General features: G+C 66.2%; 15 protein-coding genes. 9 read left to right on the top strand and 6 right to left on the bottom strand.

Annotated features, from left to right (window positions below):
* The first annotated feature begins 305 nt into the window (after positions 1-305).
* A complete protein-coding gene (locus tag INQ41_RS03775) occupies positions 306-3,188 on the top strand; it encodes a TonB-dependent receptor plug domain-containing protein (protein ID WP_193987201.1) in 2,883 nt (960 codons plus the stop codon).
* A 151-nt stretch (positions 3,189-3,339) separates the two neighbouring features.
* Here INQ41_RS03775 and INQ41_RS03770 read toward each other — a convergent pair whose 3' ends face one another.
* Positions 3,340-5,103, bottom strand: coding sequence for a phosphoenolpyruvate carboxykinase (GTP) (locus INQ41_RS03770; protein WP_193987200.1), 1,764 nt, complete (start codon positions 5,101-5,103; stop codon positions 3,340-3,342).
* 56 nt (positions 5,104-5,159) lie between these two features.
* Positions 5,160-5,768, bottom strand: coding sequence for a TetR/AcrR family transcriptional regulator (locus INQ41_RS03765; protein WP_193986345.1), 609 nt, complete (start codon positions 5,766-5,768; stop codon positions 5,160-5,162).
* A 198-nt stretch (positions 5,769-5,966) separates the two neighbouring features.
* Here INQ41_RS03765 and INQ41_RS03760 point away from each other — a divergent pair, with 198 nt between their 5' ends.
* Entirely contained in the window at positions 5,967-8,453 is a 2,487-nt protein-coding gene (locus INQ41_RS03760) for an acyl-CoA dehydrogenase (RefSeq protein ID WP_193986344.1), read from the top strand.
* 81 nt (positions 8,454-8,534) lie between these two features.
* Here the strand turns inward: INQ41_RS03760 and INQ41_RS03755 are convergent, their stop codons facing one another.
* From INQ41_RS03755 to INQ41_RS03745, 3 genes are all read right to left on the bottom strand, one after another.
* The gene (locus INQ41_RS03755; protein WP_193986342.1) at positions 8,535-9,755 is read right to left on the bottom strand and encodes a hypothetical protein; all 1,221 of its coding nucleotides are present in this window, start codon (positions 9,753-9,755) and stop codon (positions 8,535-8,537) included.
* 247 nt (positions 9,756-10,002) lie between these two features.
* Positions 10,003-10,707: a glutathione S-transferase N-terminal domain-containing protein gene (locus tag INQ41_RS03750; protein ID WP_193986340.1), complete on the bottom strand. Its 705-nt coding sequence runs from the start codon at positions 10,705-10,707 to the stop codon at positions 10,003-10,005.
* Between the two features lie 69 nt (positions 10,708-10,776).
* Positions 10,777-12,078, bottom strand: a complete 1,302-nt coding sequence (locus INQ41_RS03745; RefSeq protein WP_193986338.1) for a mechanosensitive ion channel family protein — start codon at positions 12,076-12,078, stop codon at positions 10,777-10,779.
* A gap of 156 nt (positions 12,079-12,234) precedes the next feature.
* On the opposite strand from INQ41_RS03745, the gene INQ41_RS03740 reads away from it, so the two are divergent.
* From INQ41_RS03740 to INQ41_RS03715, 6 genes are all read left to right on the top strand, one after another.
* Positions 12,235-12,966: a DUF3348 domain-containing protein gene (locus INQ41_RS03740; protein ID WP_193986336.1), complete on the top strand. Its 732-nt coding sequence runs from the start codon at positions 12,235-12,237 to the stop codon at positions 12,964-12,966.
* Positions 12,967-12,975: 9 nt separating this feature from the next.
* On the top strand, positions 12,976-15,078 hold the full coding sequence (locus tag INQ41_RS03735; RefSeq protein WP_193986334.1) for a DUF802 domain-containing protein: 2,103 nt from the start codon (positions 12,976-12,978) through the stop codon (positions 15,076-15,078).
* Positions 15,075-15,722, top strand: a complete 648-nt coding sequence (locus INQ41_RS03730) for an OmpA family protein (protein ID WP_193986332.1) — start codon at positions 15,075-15,077, stop codon at positions 15,720-15,722. Before INQ41_RS03735 ends, INQ41_RS03730 begins: the two co-directional genes overlap by 4 nt.
* 64 nt (positions 15,723-15,786) lie before the next feature.
* Complete coding sequence (locus INQ41_RS03725) at positions 15,787-16,404, top strand: DUF2894 domain-containing protein (protein WP_248285354.1); 618 nt, start codon at positions 15,787-15,789, stop codon at positions 16,402-16,404.
* 82 nt (positions 16,405-16,486) lie between these two features.
* On the top strand, positions 16,487-17,740 hold the full coding sequence (locus tag INQ41_RS03720) for a DNA/RNA non-specific endonuclease (RefSeq protein WP_193986328.1): 1,254 nt from the start codon (positions 16,487-16,489) through the stop codon (positions 17,738-17,740).
* Between the two features lie 36 nt (positions 17,741-17,776).
* On the top strand, positions 17,777-18,157 hold the full coding sequence (locus INQ41_RS03715; RefSeq protein ID WP_193986326.1) for a hypothetical protein: 381 nt from the start codon (positions 17,777-17,779) through the stop codon (positions 18,155-18,157).
* 101 nt (positions 18,158-18,258) lie between these two features.
* On the opposite strand, the gene hutU is transcribed toward INQ41_RS03715, so the two are convergent.
* Positions 18,259-19,938 (bottom strand): urocanate hydratase, encoded by a 1,680-nt coding sequence (gene hutU, locus INQ41_RS03710; RefSeq protein ID WP_193986324.1) that lies wholly within the window; start codon positions 19,936-19,938, stop codon positions 18,259-18,261.
* Between the two features lie 126 nt (positions 19,939-20,064).
* Here hutU and INQ41_RS03705 point away from each other — a divergent pair, with 126 nt between their 5' ends.
* The gene (locus INQ41_RS03705) at positions 20,065-21,345 is read left to right on the top strand and encodes an alkaline phosphatase family protein (protein WP_193986322.1); all 1,281 of its coding nucleotides are present in this window, start codon (positions 20,065-20,067) and stop codon (positions 21,343-21,345) included.
* Positions 21,346-21,351 lie beyond the last annotated feature (6 nt).

Below are 21,351 nucleotides of genomic sequence, written 5' to 3'. Positions count from 1 at the left end.
CTTCGTTTGACCCACGCGTCTGCCGGCCACTGGCCAAGCAGGCCGCATGCATTTGCGCGGGGAGAAAACGCTGCACCCATGGAACGACGGGCCTCCCATCGGTTTCTTGCACACACATTTGCAAAGAAATCCATACTTTTTTGTTAAAAAGACTTTAAATCGTCTCAAGGCATGGCTAGGATGTCCCTACCTTGCCGAACGTGCTCTTTCATTCGTCGCTTTCGGCCGGGATCCTTGGCATTGCACCAAGTCCAACCTGGAGAGAGGCGCACATGACTTACATGACCACTCAGCTCCGCGACGCGATCAGATTGGCGCTCGTGGCAGGCGCAACAAGCTTGGCTGGCACGGGCGCGGCACTCGCGCAGGACGTACCGCCCGATTCCAGTCCCACCACCCTCGACCGCGTTGAAGTCACCGGCTCGCGCATCCGCTCGGTGGATGCGGAAACCTCGCAACCGGTCTTAGTACTGGACCGTCAGGCGATCGAGAAGCAGGGTGTGACCTCGGTTGCAGAAGTCCTCAACCGCATATCCGCCGCGGGCCCGTCGCTCAACCGCACGTTCAACAACGGCGGTGACGGTTCCTCCAACATCTCCCTGCGCAACCTGGGCGCGTCCCGCACGCTGGTGCTCGTGGACGGCCGGCGCTGGGTCTCGGCCCTGGACGGCACGGTCGATCTGAACACCATCCCTTCTGCGATCGTGGAGCGCATCGAGGTGCTGAAGGACGGCGCCTCATCGATCTATGGTTCCGACGCGATTGCCGGCGTCATCAACATCATCACCCGCGACAACTTCGAGGGCGCCGAATTCCGCACCCACATCGGCCAGTACAGCCAGGGCGATGGCGATCGCAAGACCATCGAGGCGACGCTGGGGGCGAACGGCGAGCGCGGCAACGTGGTGATGAGCCTGTCGCGCGTCGAGGAAGGCGCGGTCATGGCCGGTGATCGCGAACAGTCGGCCGTGCCGGTGTTCGGATTCGGCGCCAACGCATCGGATTTCTTCAGCGGCTACTCCTCAAACGGCAAGATCTGGAACAACGCGCCGATCGTGGACACCGACCCGGACGCGGATGACTACAACCCCTACGGAATCGGCAGCTACCGGATCATCCCGCCTGGCGCCATCGGCATCGGCCCCGATGGCCAGCAGCGCTACGCGTACGGCCAGACCGTGCCGTGGAGCCGCGCCTACGCGTACAACTACGCCAAGGACAACTACCTGCTGACGCCGCAGACCCGTACCGCGATGTACGTCAAGGGGCGGTTCGACCTGACCGACCACATCGCCTTCCGCGGTGAAGGGCTCTACAACGAGCGCCGGTCGGAACAGCAGCTGGCCGGGTATCCGCTCAACGGCGGTGAGGGGGTTTTCGGAAACGATGCCGGCATGAGCCCGGACAGCTACTTCAACCCCTACAACCCCGCGTACGGTGGGGACGGGCGCACGGTGGAGTGGAGCCATCGGCTCACCGAGCAGCCGCGCGTCTACCAGCAGAACGTGAAGACGTACCACGTGTACGCGGGCTTTGAGGGCAACTTCGACTTCGCCGATCGTTACTTCAACTGGGATATCGGCTATGCCTTCAACAAGTCGGACCAGATGGACACGCAGATTGGCGATGCCAACATGCTCAACGTTCGCGCAGGCGTGGGCCCGTCGTTCCTGGACACCGATGGGGTGGTGAAATGCGGAACCCCCGGCAATGCAATCGCGGGCTGCGTACCTTTCAATCCGCTCTCCCCGGCCGGCGGGGTAACCCAGGAAATGCTGGACTACATCCTGTTTACCGCGCAGGACACGTTCCAGAACAAGAGCGAGAGCTTTACCGCCAATCTGGCCGGCGACATCGTTGATCTGCCCGCCGGAACAATGGGCTTCGCGCTGGGCATAGAGTCCCGCAAGGAAAGCGGCTTTGACCGCCCCGATGCATTCGTTGCCGCCGGTTACACTTCGGGCAACGGGCGCAAGCCAACCTCCGGCTCCTACGATCTGAACGAGATTTTCGGAGAGGTCCTGATCCCGATCCTTGCCGACGTACCCGGCGCACGGCTCCTGGAGGTCAGCCTGGCATCGCGGTACTCCGACTACAGCAACTTCGGCGACACCACCAACAGCAAGTTTGGCTTCAAGTGGAAACCGTTCGAGGATCTGCTGGTGCGCGGCAACTGGGCGGAAGGCTTCCGCGCCCCGCCTATCCAGACCCTGTTCCGCGGCTTGGCCGACAGCTATGAAAGCTTCGGTGACATCTGTTCGGCAGACTATGGCGGCCGCACCCCGACCATCGCCGCCAACTGCCTTGCCTCCGGAGTGCCGGCCAACTTCATCCAGCGCACCAACTCGGGCGATGGCTATTTCGGCCAGACGATCTTCCCGTTCTCCTTCGGCGGCAATCCCGATGCCGGTCCGGAAACATCGACCTCCAAGACGCTCGGCCTGGTGTACAGCCCGTCCTACGTACAGGGCCTGGAAATCAAGCTGGACTGGTGGAACGTGGAGATCGAGGACGCGCTCTCCACGCCGACCGTGGCCTACATCCTCGACCAGTGCTACGCCAACGGCGACCAGGCGTATTGCGCACTGTTCTCCCGCCGCCCGTCCGATTTCCAGATCGACTACATGCTGCTGGGCCCGCAGAACCTCAGCCGCATCAACGCCGAGGGCTACGATCTCGACCTGCAGTACCGGACCAGCGACACGGGGTATGGGAGGTTTTCCGCCGGGCTGAGTGCGTCATACATGTCCAAGTGGGAATCCCAGTTCACCCAGGATTCGGATGTCGAGACCGCGGTCGGTCGGTACTTCGACCGTGACCCGCAGTGGCGCCTGCGTGGAAACGCCACCCTTGACTGGACCAACGGCAACTTGGGCGTCACCTGGATCAGCCGCTACTTCTCCCACCTCGTCGAGGACTGCCCCTTCCCCGGGGATGGCGTGTGCTCGGATGACACCCGCCGCGACGCCGACGGACTGGCCGCGCGCAACAAGCTGGGCGCGACCACGTACCACGACATCCAGGCGCGCTACGAGCTGCCGTGGGACGGAACCGTCAAGCTGGGCGTGAACAACATCTTCAAGAAGCGCGCGCCCACCTCGTTCCAGACGTTCGCCAACTCGTTCGATCCGCAGTACGACATCCCGGACTCCCAGTACCTGTACATGGAGTACGTGCAGCGCTTCTGATCAGAACATCGGTCACGGGTGTGTAACAGGCGGCCCCGGATACGGGGCCGTTTTACATGGCGTATTGATGGCGCATCGCCTGGCAGTAAAACCCCGGCGATGCCGGGGTTTCCTTTCCTTGCACTGCCGCGCGCGCCCAGCCCGGTCTGCGCTACTCCTGCAGCTGTGCCGCGATGCGCTGCTGCTCGCCCTTCAACGCCTGCGGCATGCGCGGTCCGTACTCTTCCAGGTACTCGCCGATGCTCGCGAATTCCTGCTGCCAACCGGCGCGCTCGAAGCCGAAGAGCTTCTCCATCGCCTCCGTGCTCAGCTCGACGCCCTCCAGATTCAGGTCGGACGCGGTCGGCAGGTTGCCGATCGGTGTTTCCACTGCGCCGGCCGTGCCGTTCACCCGGCCGATCATCCATTCGAGCACCCGCAGGTTCTCGCCAAAGCCCGGCCACAGGAAGTCGCCCTGCTCGCCGCGACGGAACCAGTTCACGTGGAAGACCTTGGGCAGCTGGTTGCGACCATTGTCAAAGTCCAGCCAGTGGCTGAAATAGTCGGCGAAGTTGTAGCCACAGAAGGGCTTCATCGCCATCGGATCACGGCGCATGACGCCCACCGCTCCGGTGGCTGCCGCCGTCGTCTCCGAGCCCATCGCCGCGCCGATCAGCACGCCGTGCGTCCAGTCGCGGGCTTCGAATACCAGCGGCACCAGAGAGGGCCGGCGTCCTCCGAACACGATCGCGGAAATCGGCACGCCGACCGGGTTTTCACTCTCCTGCGAATAGCTGGGGCACTGGCGGGCGGACACGGTGAAGCGCGAGTTGGGATGCGCTGCCGGACGCTTGGCCGCATCGTAGGGCTCGCCTCGCCAATCGGTGACCGGCTCGCCTTCGTCCAGGCCCTCCCACCACGGCTGGTTGTCGGCGGTGAGGCCGACGTTGGTGAAAATGGTGTTGGACTGGATCGACGCCAATGCGTTGGGATTGGACTTCTTCGACGTCCCCGGCGCGACGCCGAAGAAGCCCGCTTCCGGGTTGATCGCGTACAGGCGGCCGTCACTGCCGGGGCGCATCCAGCAGATGTCATCGCCCACGGTGGTGACCTTCCAGCCGTCCTTGAGATAACCCTCGGGCGGTATCAGCATTGCCAGGTTGGTCTTGCCGCAGGCTGAGGGAAACGCGGCGGCAATGTAGTGGGTTTCGCCCTGCGGATTCTCCAGTCCGAGGATCAGCATGTGCTCGGCCAGCCAGCCTTCGGAGCGGGCCTGGTGGCTGGCGATGCGCAGCGCGTGGCACTTCTTGCCCAGCAAGGCATTGCCGCCGTAGCCCGAGCCGTAGGACTTGATCTCCAGCTCTTCGGGGAAGTGCATGATGAAGCGCCGATCCGGGTCCAGCTCGCCGGTGGAGTGCAGGCCCTTGACGAAGTTCCCCTCGCGCTCGATCCGCGCCAGCGCCGGCGCGCCCATGCGGGTCATGATGCGCATGTTGGCGACCACGTAGCGACTGTCGGTGATCTCCACCCCGCAACGCGACAGCGGCGAGTCGATCGGCCCCATGCAGTAAGGGATCACGTACATCGTGCGGCCGCGCATGCAGCCCTGGAACAGCGCATCCATCTTGGCGTGGCCGTCGGCGGGCGCCATCCAGTGGTTGTTCGGACCGGCGTCGTCGCGGTCGCTGGTGCACACGAAAGTCAGGTGCTCCACCCGAGCCACGTCCTCGGGGTCGGAGCGATGCAGCCAGCTGCCCGGATGGGTCTGTTCGTTGAGCTTGATCAGCGTGCCGTCGGCCTGCATGGCCGCGGTCAGCGCCTCATTCTCGGCATCGCTGCCATCACACCAGTGGACCGCGTCGGGCTGGGTGAGCGCGGCCACCCGCGCTACCCACTGGTTGAGTGAATCGAGCGAGCTTCCCGCGAGCGCGGACATGTCGGTGAAAGAAGCGGTCACGGGCAATGTCTCCAACAGTTGGTTCGACTCCACCATCAGTTCGTCGGTGGGATCAGCGTCGTCATCATGTGTTCGACGTAGTTGTCGAACTCGTCGTGTTGCATCCGCGTCTGCTTAAGCTGCAGGTTCAGCTGCAGAAATCCGACATACGCCGAATAGGCCAGGCGGGCACGGTTGCGGGCATCGTCGCGGCCGAGTCCGGCTTGGCGAAACGACGCGGTAAGGTAGTCCAGCCGGCGCTCGGAAACGCGGCCGATAACGGGTTGCACGGCGGGATGATCCAGCGCCTTGAGCAGTTCGGAATAGATGATGTGGGTCTTGTACTCGCGGGCCACCATCGAGAACAGGGCGCGTAGCCGTTCGCGCGGGTCGGCGACCGCTTCCAGCTGGCCGAACACCGTCTCCTCTTCCATTCGCTCCCACAACTCCAGCGCGGCGACGAGCAATGCGTCACGCGAAGGGAAATGCCAGTAAAAGCTGCCCTTGGTGACGCCGAGGCGGCGGGCAAGTGGTTCCACCGCCACCGCCGACACGCCCTGCTCGGCGATGAGGTCGAGCGCGGCCTCGGCCCAGCCCGTCGCGCTGAGACGCGCGGCTCGGGCGGGAGCGGGCTTGGTTCCGGAAGCTGCTGGGGTCGTGGCCATAGGGGGGCGAGTGTAGCAACCGTACGCCAGCGACGGGAGCCGTATGCGGGCCGGAAGCATCCGCAGCGCGCCGCAGTTGACACAAGCGCCAAACGAGCTCCATACTCGAGCGTATGTTAATGGACGCGTCGCCCTTCGAAACGTTCGTTTTTTAAGCTGACCTGCACCCAACCGTCGCACCGCAGCTGGAGCGTCATCATGAGCATCGCCCTTCCCTTCATCGTTTTCCTGCTGGTGGCCGGGATTGCTGCCTACCATCGCTTGCGGCTCCCTGTCTGGGTCGCATTGACGGCCGCCGCACTGGTGGCCTGCGCACTGCTGGGCGCCAGCATTGCCGCCGTCACGGTGGTCGCCCTGATCACCGCATTGATTGCGGTGCCGTTGCTGGCCCCGGCGATCCGCCTGCCCTACATCACCAAGCCGCTGCTGGGCTTCTACACCAGGATCCTGCCGCCGCTGAGCGAGACCGAGCGCGTCGCGCTGGAAGCCGGCACGGTGGGTTTCGAAGGTGAGCTGTTCTCCGGTCGCCCGGACTGGGACGTGCTGCTCGGCCAGCCCGCGCCCGTCCTGACCGCGGAGGAGCAGGCGTTCCTGGACGGGCCGTGCGAAGAGCTGTGTGCGATGACCAACGATTGGGACATCACCCACGTGCGCGCCGACCTGCCGCCGGAGATGTGGGAGTTCATCAAGAAGAACCGCTTCTTCGGGATGATCGTGCCCAAGGAATACGGTGGGCTCGGATTCTCCGCGCTGGCCAACCACAAGGTCATCCAGAAGCTGGCCTCGATCTCCTCGGTGGTGAGCTCGACGGTGGGCGTGCCCAACTCGCTGGGACCGGCCGAGCTGATCATGCATTACGGCACCGAGGAGCAGAAGGACCACTACCTGCCGCGCCTCGCGGACGGCCGGGAGGTTCCGTGTTTTGCCCTGACCGGTCCGTGGGCGGGTTCGGATGCGACCTCCATCCCCGACTTCGGCATCGTCTGCATGGGCGAGTGGAACGGCGCCAACGTGGTCGGCGTCAAGCTGACCTTCGACAAGCGCTACATCACCCTGGCGCCGGTCGCGACGCTGATCGGCATGGCCTTCCGCATGTATGACCCGGACGGCATCCTGGGCGACACCCGCGACATCGGCATCAGCCTGGCGCTGCTGCCACGCGACACCGACGGGGTCAACGTGGGCCGGCGGCACTTCCCGCTCAACAGCCCTTTCCAGAACGGCCCGCTGGACGGACGCGAAGTGTTCATCCCCCTGAGCCAATTGATCGGCGGCGAAGCGCAGGCCGGCAAGGGCTGGCAGATGCTGGTCGAGGTGCTGTCGATCGGGCGCTCGATCACCCTGCCCTCCACCGCCAGCGGCGGCGGCAAGATGGGCGCCGTGGTGACAGGTGCCTACGCACGGATTCGCAAGCAGTTCGGGCTGTCGATCGGGCGCTTTGAAGGCGTGCAGGAAGCGCTGGCGCGGATCGCCGGCAACGCCTACACGATCAGCGCGCTGTCGGAATCCACCGCTGCGGCGGTGGCGCGCGGTGAAAACCCCGCCGTGCCATCGACCATCGCCAAGTACCACTGCACCGAGATGGGCCGCCAGATCGCCCAGGACGCGATGGATATCCACGGCGGCAAGGGCATCATTTTGGGGCCGAAGAACTACCTCGGTCGCTCATGGCAGGCAGCGCCAATCGCGATCACCGTCGAGGGCGCCAACATCATGACGCGCTCGCTGATGATCTTCGGCCAGGGCGCGATCCTGTGCCACCCGTGGGTGCTCAAGGAGATGAAGGCCGCGATGATGCCGGAGGGTCCGGAGCAGGTCCGCGAGTTCGACCGCAACCTGTTCGGCCACATCGGCTTTGCGATCTCCAACGCGGTTCGCTCGCTGTGGTTCGGCCTCACCGGCGCCACCGTCGGCAAGGCGCCCGGGGACGCGTACACCCGCCGCTACTACCGCAAGCTCAACCGCTACTCGGCCGCGCTGGCCCTGTGCGCCGACACCTCGATGCTGCTGTTGGGCGGCAAGCTGAAATTCAAGGAGTCGCTGTCGGGGCGTCTGGGCGACGTGCTCAGCCAGCTGTACATCGCCAGTGCCTTGCTCAAGCGCTACGAGGATCAGGCCCGCCCGGAGGCCGACCAGCCGCTGCTGGCGTGGTCGATCCTCAATGCGGTGCACAAGATCGAACTGGCGCTGTCGGACGCGCTGCGCAACTTCCCGGTGCGTCCGGTTGGCTGGCTGCTGTGGGCGCTGATCTTCCCGCTCGGACGCCGCGCGACCCCGCCCGGTGACCGCCTCAGCCGTCGCGCCGCCTCCCTCCTGATGGTGCCCAACGAGGCCCGCGACCGCATGGGCGAAGGCATCTACCTCACCCCGACCGAGCACAATCCGGCCGGCCGGATCAACAGTTTCCTGGCCGCAGTGGTGCTGGCAGAACCGGTGGAGCGCAAGTTCCTCAAGGCGATGAAGAACAGCCACATCGAAGCGCTCACCTTCCCGGAGCAACTGGACGAGGGTGTACGCGAGGGCTGGATCACTGCCGACGAACGCGGCCAGTTGCAGGCGCTGCGCGAGATGACCATCGAAACCATCAGCGTCGACGACTTCGACACCGAGGAGTTGCGCTCGGCAGGTTATAAGGCGGAGCCGGAGTTCGAGTTGCTGGATGCGCGTGAGCACGCCATTTCCTGACGCTCGCGCCGGCAATGTACCGAAAACGGCGGGCTTCGTGGCCCGCCGTTTTTTGTTGCATGGTTCCCGATTCCGCCCTGTCTACTCGGCGGCGGGAAAGAACGGCAGCGACCACCATGTGTCCGGCCCGTCGGCGTACATCTGGAGCTTGACCGTCCGGCCATCGTCCTCAAGGCGGAGTTCGCGGTTGCCGCGTCGGTGCTGCTGCCAGTAGGCCGTCAGCTGGGGCTCAAGCGGCTCATCCGTCCTGGCATTGCTGCGCAGCCACAGCAGCGCACCCATCAACTCCAGTCGCGCAGCGTGATCCTGCGCCTTCCACTGGTAGTTGTAGTAGGCCGGAAATGCGATATCGGCGAGGATGCAGCCGGTCGGGTTGGCGACGCATTCGAGACGCCAGAGACTTTGGCGGTTTTGTCCAGGGTCCACTCGGACATCGCTGACCAGGTTATTGGCGGTCGCGTCTGAGCACGCCCATGAGTGGCCGTCAGCGAGGATCGCCAAGCTCTTTTCCGGGTCCCAGGTGAGCGCGGGGAGGAGATTCGGGATTCGCGACGGCGCCGTGGAGGAATCGACAGCCAGCTCGCGGATGTGGTGGGTGGAAACGACGAATTCGCCGCGCATCGCCTCGCACAAAGACGCGTCCGCGACCGTCGGGGCGGCGAATGCCGTCGCGCACGATGTCGGCAGCTCGTGGGTCGGGCCGACCTCACCCAGCATCCCTGCCAGCAACCGGATGTACCGATCGGTGTAGGCATCGGCAACACGGCGAATGAGCGGCGCGTCCGAGTTGGCACCCAGGCGTCGCCAGGTCTGCACGCCGTTGCAAGCGCCAGCCAGCGCCCCATCCACATCCCCGTTGGCGAATTGCCACGCGACCCGGGTGAGCTCGTAACCTGCCGGCTGCAGCGGCGGCAGCATCGCATGCGACGGGGCGGATGGCGGGCTGCGGTAATACCCATAGTCCTGCAGGGCCGCAACGCGGTCCAGCAACCCGCGATGCCTCGCAATCAGCCCCTCGTAGGCGCCCAGGTCCGCACGAACCCTGGCCAGGCAATCGATATCGCCACCGTTGCAGAACAGCTGCGCGTCTTCGCGGGACGGTCGCTGCTGTTCAAAACCGGTCAACGCCGCGCGTTGGGATTCGACAACGAGCCCATCGCCCGCCGGTGTCACCGTCTCGCTTGATTGCGCAATATCGGCTTCCGCAACCGCTTGAAGCTGCTCGCGCGGCACCTCGTAGTTGAGAAGCCAGATCGCCGGAAAGGCATTTTCGCCGGGCGGCAACGGCGCGCGGTCCTGCATCAGTGCCAGCGCCGCGGTTTGCGTCGCGGACGGGCCGCGGTAACGCGATACCAGCCAGAGCACAACGGTAGTTGCCACAACGGCGAGCAGTATCCACGCCGCCCATTTCAGTACTCGTCTCACCTGTGATCGCTCCTTGACCGGAATTTACATGGCGCCCCGCAAGAGAGTGCCTGACCAATCTCCCAGGCACCACGGTCCAGCGATTTCACGCGCCCGGAACCCTTCGTGTCGTTGTGCGATGAAGCTATGGGGCCGGCGGGATCTGAAGTCCGCGCTGCACGGCGGGGCGCGCCAGACCGCGTTCCAGCCAGTCCTGCACATGAGTGAAGTCAGCGTACCCCGTAAGCTCTCCGGCGCCGTAGAAATCGGCCAGGCTGTTGACCCATCCCAGCGTGGCGATATCGGCGATCGTGTACTCCTCACCCACCAGCCACGTCCGACCCTCCAGCTGGGTATCCAGCACGCCCAACAGGCGCCTGGATTCGGCAACGTAGCGCTTCAATGGACGCGGATCCTCGATGTCCTTGCCGGCGAATTTCTTGAAGTAGCCGAGCTGGCCGAACATCGGGCCGATCGACCCGACCTGGAAAAACACCCACTGGATCGTCTGCCAGCGCAGCGCGGGATCGGCAGGCAGAAAGCGACCGCTCTTCTGCGCCAGGTACATCAGGATGGCGCCGGACTCGAACAGGCCAAGTGGTTTGCCGCCTGGACCGTCAGGGTCGATGATTGCGGGGATCTTGCCGTTGGGATTGAGCGAGAGGAATTCGGGCGTGTGGCTCTGGCCGGTGGTGATGTCGACCAGGTGGACCTCGTAGTCCAGCCCGGTCTCTTCCAGCATGATCGAGGCCTTGACCCCGTTGGGCGTCGGCATGGAATAGAGCTGGATCCGCTCGGGATGGCGCGCCGGCCAGCGCGTCGTGATCGGGAAGTCGGATAGCTCTGCCATGGCGCCGTCGCCTCGAGTCAAGGGGTAGATGATGGTAACCCTGGCGCGCCGGGCAACACGGGCACCCGTCTAGTCGGCGCCGTCCTCCAGCATGCGCAGCTCGCGTTGCGGCAGCGGCCGGGTGATTCCGTGCGCCTTGAATGCCCGCCAGATCGCCAGGTTGATGTCCGAGCGGACGTTGTTGATCCCCAGCTCCGGCGATGTGACCCAGACGCGCAGATCGAGGTCGATGCCGTTTTCGCCGAAACCCAGCAGGCGCGCCACCGGCGCAGGGTCGGTGAGAACGCGATCCTGCCCGTTGGCCGACTCCTCCAGCAGTTTCATCGCCAGTTCCGGATCATCGGCATAGCTGATCTGGATCGGCAGTTTCAGCCGGATGCTCTCGCCGCCGTAGCTCCAGTTGATCACCGGGTTGATGATCAGGTTCTCGTTGGGCATCAGCGTGTCCACGCCGTCGCGGTCGCGGATCACGATGTAGCGCGAGCGCAATTCGTGGACCCAGCCGTAGCGGGTGCCCGACTGGTCCTCCACCGTGATCACGTTGCCAGGCTTGATCGAGCCGTCCACCAGCAGGATGAAGCCGGAGATGAAGTTGCTGACGATCCGCTGCAGGCCGAGCCCGATGCCCAGACCCAGCGTGCCACCGATGACGGCCAATGCCGCCAGGTTGACCCCCAGCACCTGCAACGCGACCACGGTGCCGAAGATCAGCAGCAGCAGCTTGATCACCTTGTTGATGCCCACCTGCGCGCTGGGCGACAGGTGCTGTGAATCGCGCACCTTGCGTTCCAGCAGGCGCGAGATCCAGAGGCTCAGCACCATCACCAGCGCCGCGACCGCCACCGCGCGCAGCACCAGCAAGGCCGACACGCGCGTGGTTCCGACCGTTATCGCCGCCGAGTCCAACGCTGCCAGCACATTGGGAAGCCAGTTGATCAGGTGCAGCGCGACGCCGACCCAGACCACCGCGACGATGAAATTCTCCGAGGCGGACAGCAGCGAGCCCGGCTTCAGTGCGCCCGACAGCAGGTACACCGCCAGCCGCACCAGAAGCAACGCAAACGACAGGCTGAGCGCAACCCACAGCAAGGCGTGGCGCAGCTCCAGCTGCTTGAACACCCCCCACTCGACCACCAGCACGAGCGAGAGCGCGGCCGGGAACGCCAGGCGCCGGCTGGCTGCCAGGGCGACCAGCCCGGCACGCGTGTGATCCCCGGTCTTCAGGTAGCCACGCAACCAGGCGTCATAGCGCCGGTCCACCGCCCAGGCCAGCACCATCGCAGCGACGACCGCCAGCGCCTGCCACCAAAGCCCGGGGTGCGACAGGGCGTCGATCCAGATCGGGATGTGCTTGTTCAACCAGTCACTCATCGGCGCATCTGGTGCAACGGAGGTCCGCCGAGCATACAAGCTGACCAATCCAGGTCCCGTCATCCCGCTGCGGGGGACGGGCCCTTTGACAGCTACAGCGCACGGAAGTGCGTCGCGTGGTTCGCGTGTAAAATTGCCGGTTTTCCGCGACGTATGATGGCCAAGGCACTTCAACGGACTCCGCTCCAAGGCCCGGCGTTCATTCGCCTGCTGGCGGGTCTCACCAGCGCAGCGCCCGCCGCGAGCAGCACATCCCTTTCCGAGCGTCTCAGCGAATGGCTGGACTGGACCCGTGCCGTGGCGCTGTCCAGGGCGCTGGACGGCCGCCTGTCGGCCCACGAGCTCGCCCCGAGCGCTTCCGGCAACGATTTTCACGAGGAATGCGAACGGGTTCGGGCGGTCCTGGTCGCGCGCATCCATGCGATGACCGAGCCCGTGCCCGGGCCGGCGGCTCCGCGGAGCGCCTCGGTCGTCACCAAGGATGAGCCGGCTCTCGAATTCGGCCCGCTCCGTGATCGTTACCGCGACCTGCAACAGTCGATGCAGGCAGAAGTCGGGCGGCTGCGCGGGCATCTGCGTGACATGCTCGCGTCCGGATCCGCCGACATGGCGCGTCTGGCCGAGGTGGACGCGGTGATGGAACTGACCCTGACCCCACGCGAGCACGCACTGCTCGGGTCGGTTCCGGCGTTGCTGGGGCAGCACTTTGAACGCCTGCGAGACGCCGCCGTGGAGTCACGCGACCCGCTCCTCCCATCGACCCAGGCTCCGGAAGACGCTGCGTGGCTGGGTCGCTTCCGCCAGGACATGGGCGACGTCCTTCTGGCCGAGCTCGACATCCGTTTTCAACCCGTCGAAGGGCTGCTGTCCGCCCTTCGCAACCAATAGCTGGATCACATGCACAAAAACGCGCTTTACGTCGTCATCTTCCTGGTGGGCCTGATCGCCGTTGCGTGGATTGGCGCAGGCTACATCGGCTCCAACCTGCCCGCGCTCGCGGTCACCGCGGTGATCGGCGCGTTCTACGTCGCCGGCGCGCTGGAGCTGCATCGCTACCGACAGGCGACCGTCACATTGATGACTGCCACGGACGATGCGGCCGCCGCGTTGTCCGACCTGTCCGGCTGGCTGCAGCGGTTGCACCACAGCCTGCGCAATGCCGTACGCCTGCGCGTGGAAGGCGAGCGCGTCGCGCTGCCGGCACCGGCGCTGACCCCGTACCTGGTGGGTCTGCTGGTGCTGCTCGGCATGCTCGGCACCCTGCTGGGGATGATGGCGACACTGCGCGGCACCGGACTGGCGCTGGCGGGAGCGACCGATCTGGAGGCCATCCGCGGGTCGTTGGGCGCTCCGGTCAGCGGCTTGGCGTTTGCCTTCGGCACCTCGATCGCGGGTGTTGCAGCCTCCTCGATGCTGGGGCTGCTGTCAGCGCTGTGCCGCCGCGAGCGGGTCCATGCGGTGCAGCAGCTCGACCTGCAACTGGCCGGCACGCTGCGTCCCTACTCGCACGCCCACCAGCGCGAGGAGGCGTTCCGCCTGCTGCAACAGCAAACAGGCCTGATGCCGACGCTGATCGAGCGCCTGGACACCTTGAGTGCCAACCTGCAGCAGTTGCAGCAATCCAGCGGCGAGCGCCTGTCGGCCAGTCAGGACGAGTTCCACAGCCGCGTCGATGCCCACCACGCGCGCTTGGCGGCAAATCTCGAGCAGTCGCTCAAAGCCGGCTTCGAGGAAAATGCCCGCAGCATCGGCGCCGTGCTGTCGCCGATGATGGAAAGCACGATGGCAAACCTCGCGCAGGAAAATGCCGCGCTGCAGGCGTCGGTCACCGACGCGGTGCAGCGGCAACTGGACGGTGTTTCCACCAGCCTGCAGACCGCAACCTCGGCAGCCGCCGACACATGGCAGAACGCCGCTGCCGGTCAGCAACGTGCCAACGACGGCCTTGTGCACGCGCTGCAGGGTTCGCTGGAGCAGTTCACGGCCGCGTTTGAGCAACAGACGAGCGCCCTGCTGCAGACTGTTTCCGCGCATCTGGACCTGAGCGCCGAGCGCAGCGCCGACGCCTGGGACACGGCGCTGTCGCGCCAGCAAGAGCTCAACGAGCAGCTCGCGGCGAGCAACCAGCAGGCCATGGCGTCGGCCGCTGCGACCTACGACGAGCGTGCAGCGGCGCTGATCGAGGCAATGCGCAAGGCCCACGACGACTCCCAGGCAGCGCTGCAATCCCGTGACCAGCAGCGCCTGGCGCAGTGGTCACATGCGCTCTCCGCTGTGAACGACAGCCTGGAGAACCGTTGGCGCGAAAGCAGCGAGGATGCGGCAAACCGGCAGAAGGACATCTGCGACACCCTCGGCCGCACGGCTGCACAGATGGCCGAGCAGGCGCAGGCGCAGGCGCAGGAGACGATTGCCGAAGTGGCGCGCCTGATGCAGACCGCCGCCGAGGCGCCGCGGGCGGCCGCCGAGGTCATCGCCGAACTTCGCCAGAGCATTTCCGACGGCCTCGTGCGCGACAACGCCATGCTCGCGGAGCGCAACCAGCTGCTGGCGACCCTGGAAACCCTGCTGGACGCCGTCAACCACGCCTCGACCGAGCAGCGCACGTCGGTGGATGCGCTGGTCAGCACCTCGGCCGATCTGCTGGAACGCGTCGGCACCCGTTTCAGCGAGCAGGTCGACGCCCAGAACGGCACGCTCGGTGCCGCTGCCGCGCAGGTCAGTGGCGGCGCGGTGGAAGTTGCGAGCCTGGCCGAGGTGCTGGGCGCGGTGGTCGAGCAATTCGGCTCCGCAACCGACACGCTGGGCGGGCGCCTGGAGCAGATCGAGGCGGCACTGGAAACCTCATTGGCCCGCAGCGACGAGCAACTGGCCTATTACGTGGCGCAGGCGCGGGAGGTGATCGACCTGAGCATGCTCTCGCAGAAGCAGATCATCGGTGAACTTCAGCAACTCGCGGGCACGCCAGGCACGCCCGCCCACGGCAAGACCCCGACATGAGCGACGAGATCGAGCTCGAATCCGAATCCACTGCAACGACGTGGGCGGCTTTCGGCGACCTGATGTCGGTGCTGCTCGGTGCGTTCGTGCTCATCCTGGCCGGCGTGATCGCGATGCAGGTCCAGCTGTCCAACCAGCTCGACGAGACCGTCAGGCAACGCGAGTCCGAGGCCGCCCGGCTGAAGACGCTGGAGCAGGCCCTGGCCGGTCCGCTCGCCGGCGGCCGCGTGACGGTGATCAACGGCCGCATAGGCATCAGTGGCAGCGTCCTGTTCGCGCTGAATTCGGACCGCCTGCAGCCGGAGGGGCGCGACCTGCTGCAGAGCCTGGCTGCACCGCTCTCGGAGTACCTGCAATCGCGCGACGAGCTGCTCATGGTCAGCGGCTTCACCGACGACCGCCCGGTGCTGGACAGCAACATGCGCTTCGCCGACAACCTGGACCTGTCCGCGGCGCGCGCAATGACGGTTACCCGTGGCCTGATTGCCGCCGGCGTGCCGTCGCGATCGGTGTTTGCCGCCGCGTTCGGCGCGGAGCAGCCGGTGAGCTCCAACGAGGACGAAGCCGGGCGGTCGAAGAACCGGCGCGTGGAAATTGCGCCGATCCCGAAGCCTAAAACCGACGCGGCCACGGATGCCGACTGAGGCTGCCCCGCTGGGCGCGCGACTTGACGCCCCGCGCGAGGAGCGCACACCGCGCACCAACCGTGTGCGCGAAGCGCTGATCTCCGCACTCCAGCGACGCCTGGACCACGCAGACGCAGCCCTTGCACCACTGGTTCAGGCCCGGCTTGAGGAACTCATGCAGTCCCGGGCGACCGAGGTCGCTGCCCCGCCGGCGACACACGCGGGCTCGCCGACCAACGCAGACCGTTCGCAACGCACCCTGCTCGGGCTGTCCGAGTACATCCAGGCAAACAAACGGGCGGTCCACTCCGCCACCTCCACAGACAGGGAAAGCACCACGGTGTCACCCACGGTCGTGCTGGAAGAATTCCGCCAGCTCTGGGACCGCATCCGCACAGAAAGCCAGTTGCGCGCGGCACTGGCGCCGATCCCCGATGACGCAGGCCCGCTCCATTCCAGTGCCCTGCTCCACCGCGCGATGCGGCTGATGGCCGACACCTCGCCCGGCTACCTGCAGCACTTCCTCGCCTATGCCGATGCACTGACCTGGATGGAGCGCCTGCAACCGGTCGGCCTGCTCGACGCCCCCGCCGGCAACCCGGGTGCGGGGGCGTCGGCGAAACCGCGTACACGCAAGCGCGCGAACGCGAAGCAACCCGTAACAAAACCACCCATCGGTAAAGTGCCAGGCGACGCGTAAGGGTTTCCCCCAATGGCGGCTGGGGGAGTGCGAACGCTAGATTCAGCGGAGCAATGCCCCGCTCACTTTCCAGCGTGCCGCCATGTCGCTCACTCCCAGCCTGAATCTCCCGTCGCCCGCGCAACCCTGGGGCAGCTTCCTGCGCGGATTGCCTTGCCCGCTGCGGCCCGACAGCGGCGATGGTGCGCGGCTGCACAAGCGCATCCTCGCGGCAGACCCGGCCGAGGTGAGCTTCGATCTGGACAAGGCGTCGGTGCGCACCCAGGACGTCAGGGAAAGCGGCGCCAACACCACCTACACGACCACCGCCGACATGACGATCGCAGCGCCCGACGGCAGCAGTACGAGCGTCCCGGTGCGCTACGAAGTGACGCTACGCAACGAAAACGCGACGCCCGAACAGATGCGCGCGGTGAATCCGTTTGATCCCGCCACGATTCCCGACCGGACACGGATCGAAATCCACGGCAAGGACTACGCCGGCACCGCGCTGGAGCCCGCTTTCAGCACGCTGGCCAAGGCCAACGGCCTGGAGTCCATCAGCGACCTGCGCCTGTCGCTGGAGATGCTCGACAAGGGCAAGCTGCGGGTCATGAGCGGATCGGAGCGGCTGTTTGACGCCCCGCGCGACGGCGGTCCCTCGTCCTACCCTGCCGACCGCCAGGACTTCACCCGCCACACGACCCTGCTCGCCGATCCAACGGGCAGCGAGCTGGGCGGCTACTCGCGCATGCTGTTGACCGGCAAGGTCCCCGACTCGACGGTGGTACTCGCCGAGACGGTCAACGGCAACGAGATCCACGGCACCGTGACCGAGGCCGGATCGGGCGAGGTCAACGACATCACCTGGACGCTGGACGCTGAAGGACGTCCGGCCTCCGCCGAAGCCACCCTGACCTGGGAGCCCAGCAGCAAGGGACGGGCGTCCGACCGGATCGAGGTCAACGCGCAGAGCGGCTTCCGCAAGGACAACGACATGAAGGGTACGCCGGACGACGTGGGGCACATCATCGCCTACCGCTTCGCCAACGGACACGGCTCGGTCAACATGTTTCCGCAGTTCGGCCTGTTCAACCGCGGTGCCTACGCGCGTCTTGAGCAGGAATGGGGCGACTGGCTGGCCAAGGGCATGGAGGTGTCGATCGAGGTGGAACTCGTCGGCGGCACGTCCCAGCGTCCCGACGAGGTCCACGTGGACTACAAGGTCATCGATCCCGACAGCGGCGCGGTGGTCTACGACCCGTCACTGATCGCTTTCGCCAACGCCGATGGCCAGGCCTTTGACGCCATCGCCGGTGCCGGCATGGACGAGATGATCGACAGGGCGACGGCCTGAGGCCAGACTTGCGCGCATCTCTGAACGGGTATCCGCATGGACAGGAATGAACTGATTGCCAGGCTCGGCCAGCTGCTGGTGGCGGACCCGGCGGTCTCGGACGGTCTTTGGGACGGCTATGCGCTGATCGCGCGGTACGGCGACGGTGCGCTGGCACGGCGCCTCAGCGGCTTCCGCTACCACGACGGCGCTGCCGCCGAGGCCGCGACGCCCCGCGACCCCGCCATCGGCGAGACGTTCGACGCGTTGCGCACTGCGACCCTCGTGCCCGGCAAGGCGCCGTGGGACGCCTGCGTACTGCGGATCCGCCGCGACACCGGCAAGATCAAGGTCGACTTCGAATACGACGAGCCCGAGCAATGGGATATCACGCCGGATACGCTGGCCACCGTCGCGGAGCGTGCGCGCCCGACGTAAGTCGCGCGTTCGTCCGCGAGCCAGGCGCCTCCGTAACCGGCGCCGGCCTCTCTCACCACGCGACCCGGGCGGGCCAAAGCTCCACACAAGCCGTCGACGCACTACAGCATCGGCAGGTCCAAGCCCTTCGCCCTCGCGCACTCCTTGGCGATCTCATACCCCGCATCCGCGTGCCGCATGACGCCGGTCGCGGGGTCGTTCCACAGGACGCGGGCGATGCGTTTGTCAGCCGCCTCGCTGCCGTCGCAGACGATCACCACGCCGGAGTGTTGCGAGTAGCCCATGCCCACGCCGCCGCCGTGGTGCAGTGACACCCAGGTCGCGCCGCCGGCCACGTTGAGCATCGCGTTGAGCAGCGGCCAGTCGGACACCGCGTCGCTGCCGTCGCACATCGATTCGGTCTCGCGGTTGGGCGAGGCAACCGAGCCGCTGTCCAGATGGTCGCGACCGATCACCACCGGCGCCTTCAGCTCACCGTTGCGGACCATTTCGTTGAACGCCAGGCCCAGCTTGTCGCGCAGGCCCAGGCCGACCCAGCAGATGCGCGCCGGCAGGCCCTGGAACTCGATGCGCTCGCGCGCCATGTCCAGCCAAGTGTGCAGGTGGGCGTCGTCGGGAATCAGTTCCTTGACCTTGGCGTCGGTCCGGTAGATGTCCTCCGGGTCGCCGCTCAGCGCCACCCAGCGGAACGGGCCGATACCCTTGCAGAACAGCGGGCGCACGTAGGCGGGGACGAAACCGGGGAAGTCGAAGGCGTTGGTGCAGCCGTCGTTGAACGCCATCTGGCGGATGTTGTTGCCGTAGTCGAAGGTCGGGATGCCCTGCGCATGGAAGGCCAGCATCGCCTCGACGTGCTTTCGCATCGAATGCATCGCGGCATCGCGGATGCGGCCGGGAGAATCGCGCTGCCCCTCCTGCCACTCCTCCACGGTCAGCCCGATCGGCAGGTAGCCGTGCACCGGGTCGTGCGCGCTGGTCTGGTCGGTGACCGCGTCGGGGCGCACGCCGCGACGCACCAGTTCGGGCAGGATCACCGCCGCATTGCCCAGCAGCGCGATGGACTTGGCTTCGCCGGCCCTGGTGTATCGGTCGATCCGGGCCAGGGCGTCGTCCAGGTCGGTGGCCTGCTCATCGACGTAGCGGGTGCGCAGGCGCATGTCGATGCGGCTCTGCTGGCACTCGATGTTGAGGCTGCACGCGCCGGCCAGGCTGGCGGCCAACGGTTGGGCGCCGCCCATGCCGCCCAGCCCGGCGGTGAGGATCCAGCGGCCCTTGAGGCTGCCGCCGTAATGCTGGCGCCCCATTTCCACGAAGGTCTCGTAAGTGCCCTGCACGATCCCCTGGCTGCCGATGTAGATCCAACTGCCCGCGGTCATCTGGCCGTACATCATCAGGCCCTTGCGATCGAGCTCGTTGAAGTGCTCCCAGGTCGCCCAGTGCGGCACCAGGTTGGAGTTGGCGATCAGCACCCGCGGCGCATCCGCGTGGGTCCTGAAGACACCGACCGGCTTGCCCGACTGCACCAGTAGCGTCTGGTCGTCGTCCAGCGTCTTGAGCGTCGCGATGATCGCGTCATAGCTCTCCCAGTCGCGGGCGGCGCGGCCGATGCCGCCGTATACCACCAGGCTGGTCGGGTCCTCGGCAACCTCCACGTCCAGATTGTTCTGCAGCATCCGGAACGCAGCCTCGGTCAGCCAGGACCTGCAGGTGAGCTGGCTGCCACGCGGGGAGCGGATGACGCGGTCGGGATCGGTGCGCGCGTGGGTCACGGGACTGGACATGACAAACCCTGTCGGTAATCGATAGGACCGGGATTATCGCATCGCCTCCCGCTGCGGGTCTCCAGCGCCAGGAAACACGGACTTCCGGCACGCACGACCGCGACATGCAGACGCTAGGATGGGGTGATGCATCCATTCAAATTCGCGGGCCGGTCCGCACTGACGACATTCTTCGCGCTGGTCCTGCTGGCCTGCACATCCCTCCCCCACGACGACGCCGGGGTTGCCGCAACGCCACCGCCGCAGGTGCTGCTGGTGTCGCTGGACGGTTTCCGGCCGGACTACCTGGAGCTGGGCATCACGCCGAACCTGGAACGCATCAGCGAGCACGGCGTGCAGGCGGAATGGATGACGCCGTCCTATCCCAGCCTGACCTTCCCCAACCACTTCACCATCGTGACCGGCAAGCGGCCCGACAATCACGGCATCGTCCACAACTCGATGCACGACCCGGCGCTGGGCAAGTTCAGCCTGGGGAATCGCGAGGCCGTGTCGGACGGACGCTGGTGGGACAGCGAGCCGATCTGGGTCACCGTGGAAAAGGCCGGACTGCGCGCGGGCACGATGTTCTGGCCCGGTTCGGAGGCAGCCATTGGCGGCGTCCAGGCCAGCCACTGGAAGACCTTCGATGCGGAAATGCCGATGGCCGATCGCGTCGACACGGTGCTCGCCTGGCTGGCCGAACCCGAAGCCACCCGCCCGCGTTTCAGCACCCTCTACTTCGAGGCGGTCGACAGCGCGGCGCACGCCAACGGGCCGGATTCCGAGGAGGCGCACGCGGCGATCCGCGACGTCGATGCCGCGATGGGCCGCCTGCTGGACGGGATCGATGCGCTTGGGCTGGCAAGGGAACTCAACGTGGTGGTGGTGTCCGACCACGGCATGGCCACCGTCCCACCGGACCAGTTCGTGGTAATCGAGGACATGGTCGATCCGGCGGATGCCGAATTCGTGACCGCCGGCCAGTCCGTGGGTTTCACGCCGCGCCCCGGTCGCCGCGCCGCCGCCGAGTCGCAACTGCTGGGCGCGCACGAGAACTACGACTGCTGGCGCAAGGACGAACTGCCCCAGCGCTGGCAATACGGCGCGCACCCGCGCGTGCCACCGATCATCTGCCAGATGCACGAAGGCTACGACGCCCTCCGCCGCGCCTGGCTGGAGACGCGCTCCAAAACGGATGACCGCGGCTCGCACGGCTTCGATCCCGCCCTGCCTTCGATGCGGGCGATCTTCCTGGCCCGCGGACCGGCATTCCGCGAAAACGCCCGCGTGCCGGCATTCGACAACATCGACGTCTATCCTTTGCTGATGGCGATACTGGACGTCGAGCCGGCGGCCAACGACGGCGGCGACGGCGCGATGGAATCCCTCAAACCCGGCGCAGGCAGGGGGGCCGGCGCACCCTGATGAGGC

Origin of the sequence: Lysobacter ciconiae, assembly GCF_015209725.1 — a bacterium.
Lineage (GTDB): Bacteria > Pseudomonadota > Gammaproteobacteria > Xanthomonadales > Xanthomonadaceae > Novilysobacter > Novilysobacter ciconiae.
Note: the sequence above shows the minus strand (reverse complement) of the source record. Positions and strands in the feature narration are given on the sequence as shown.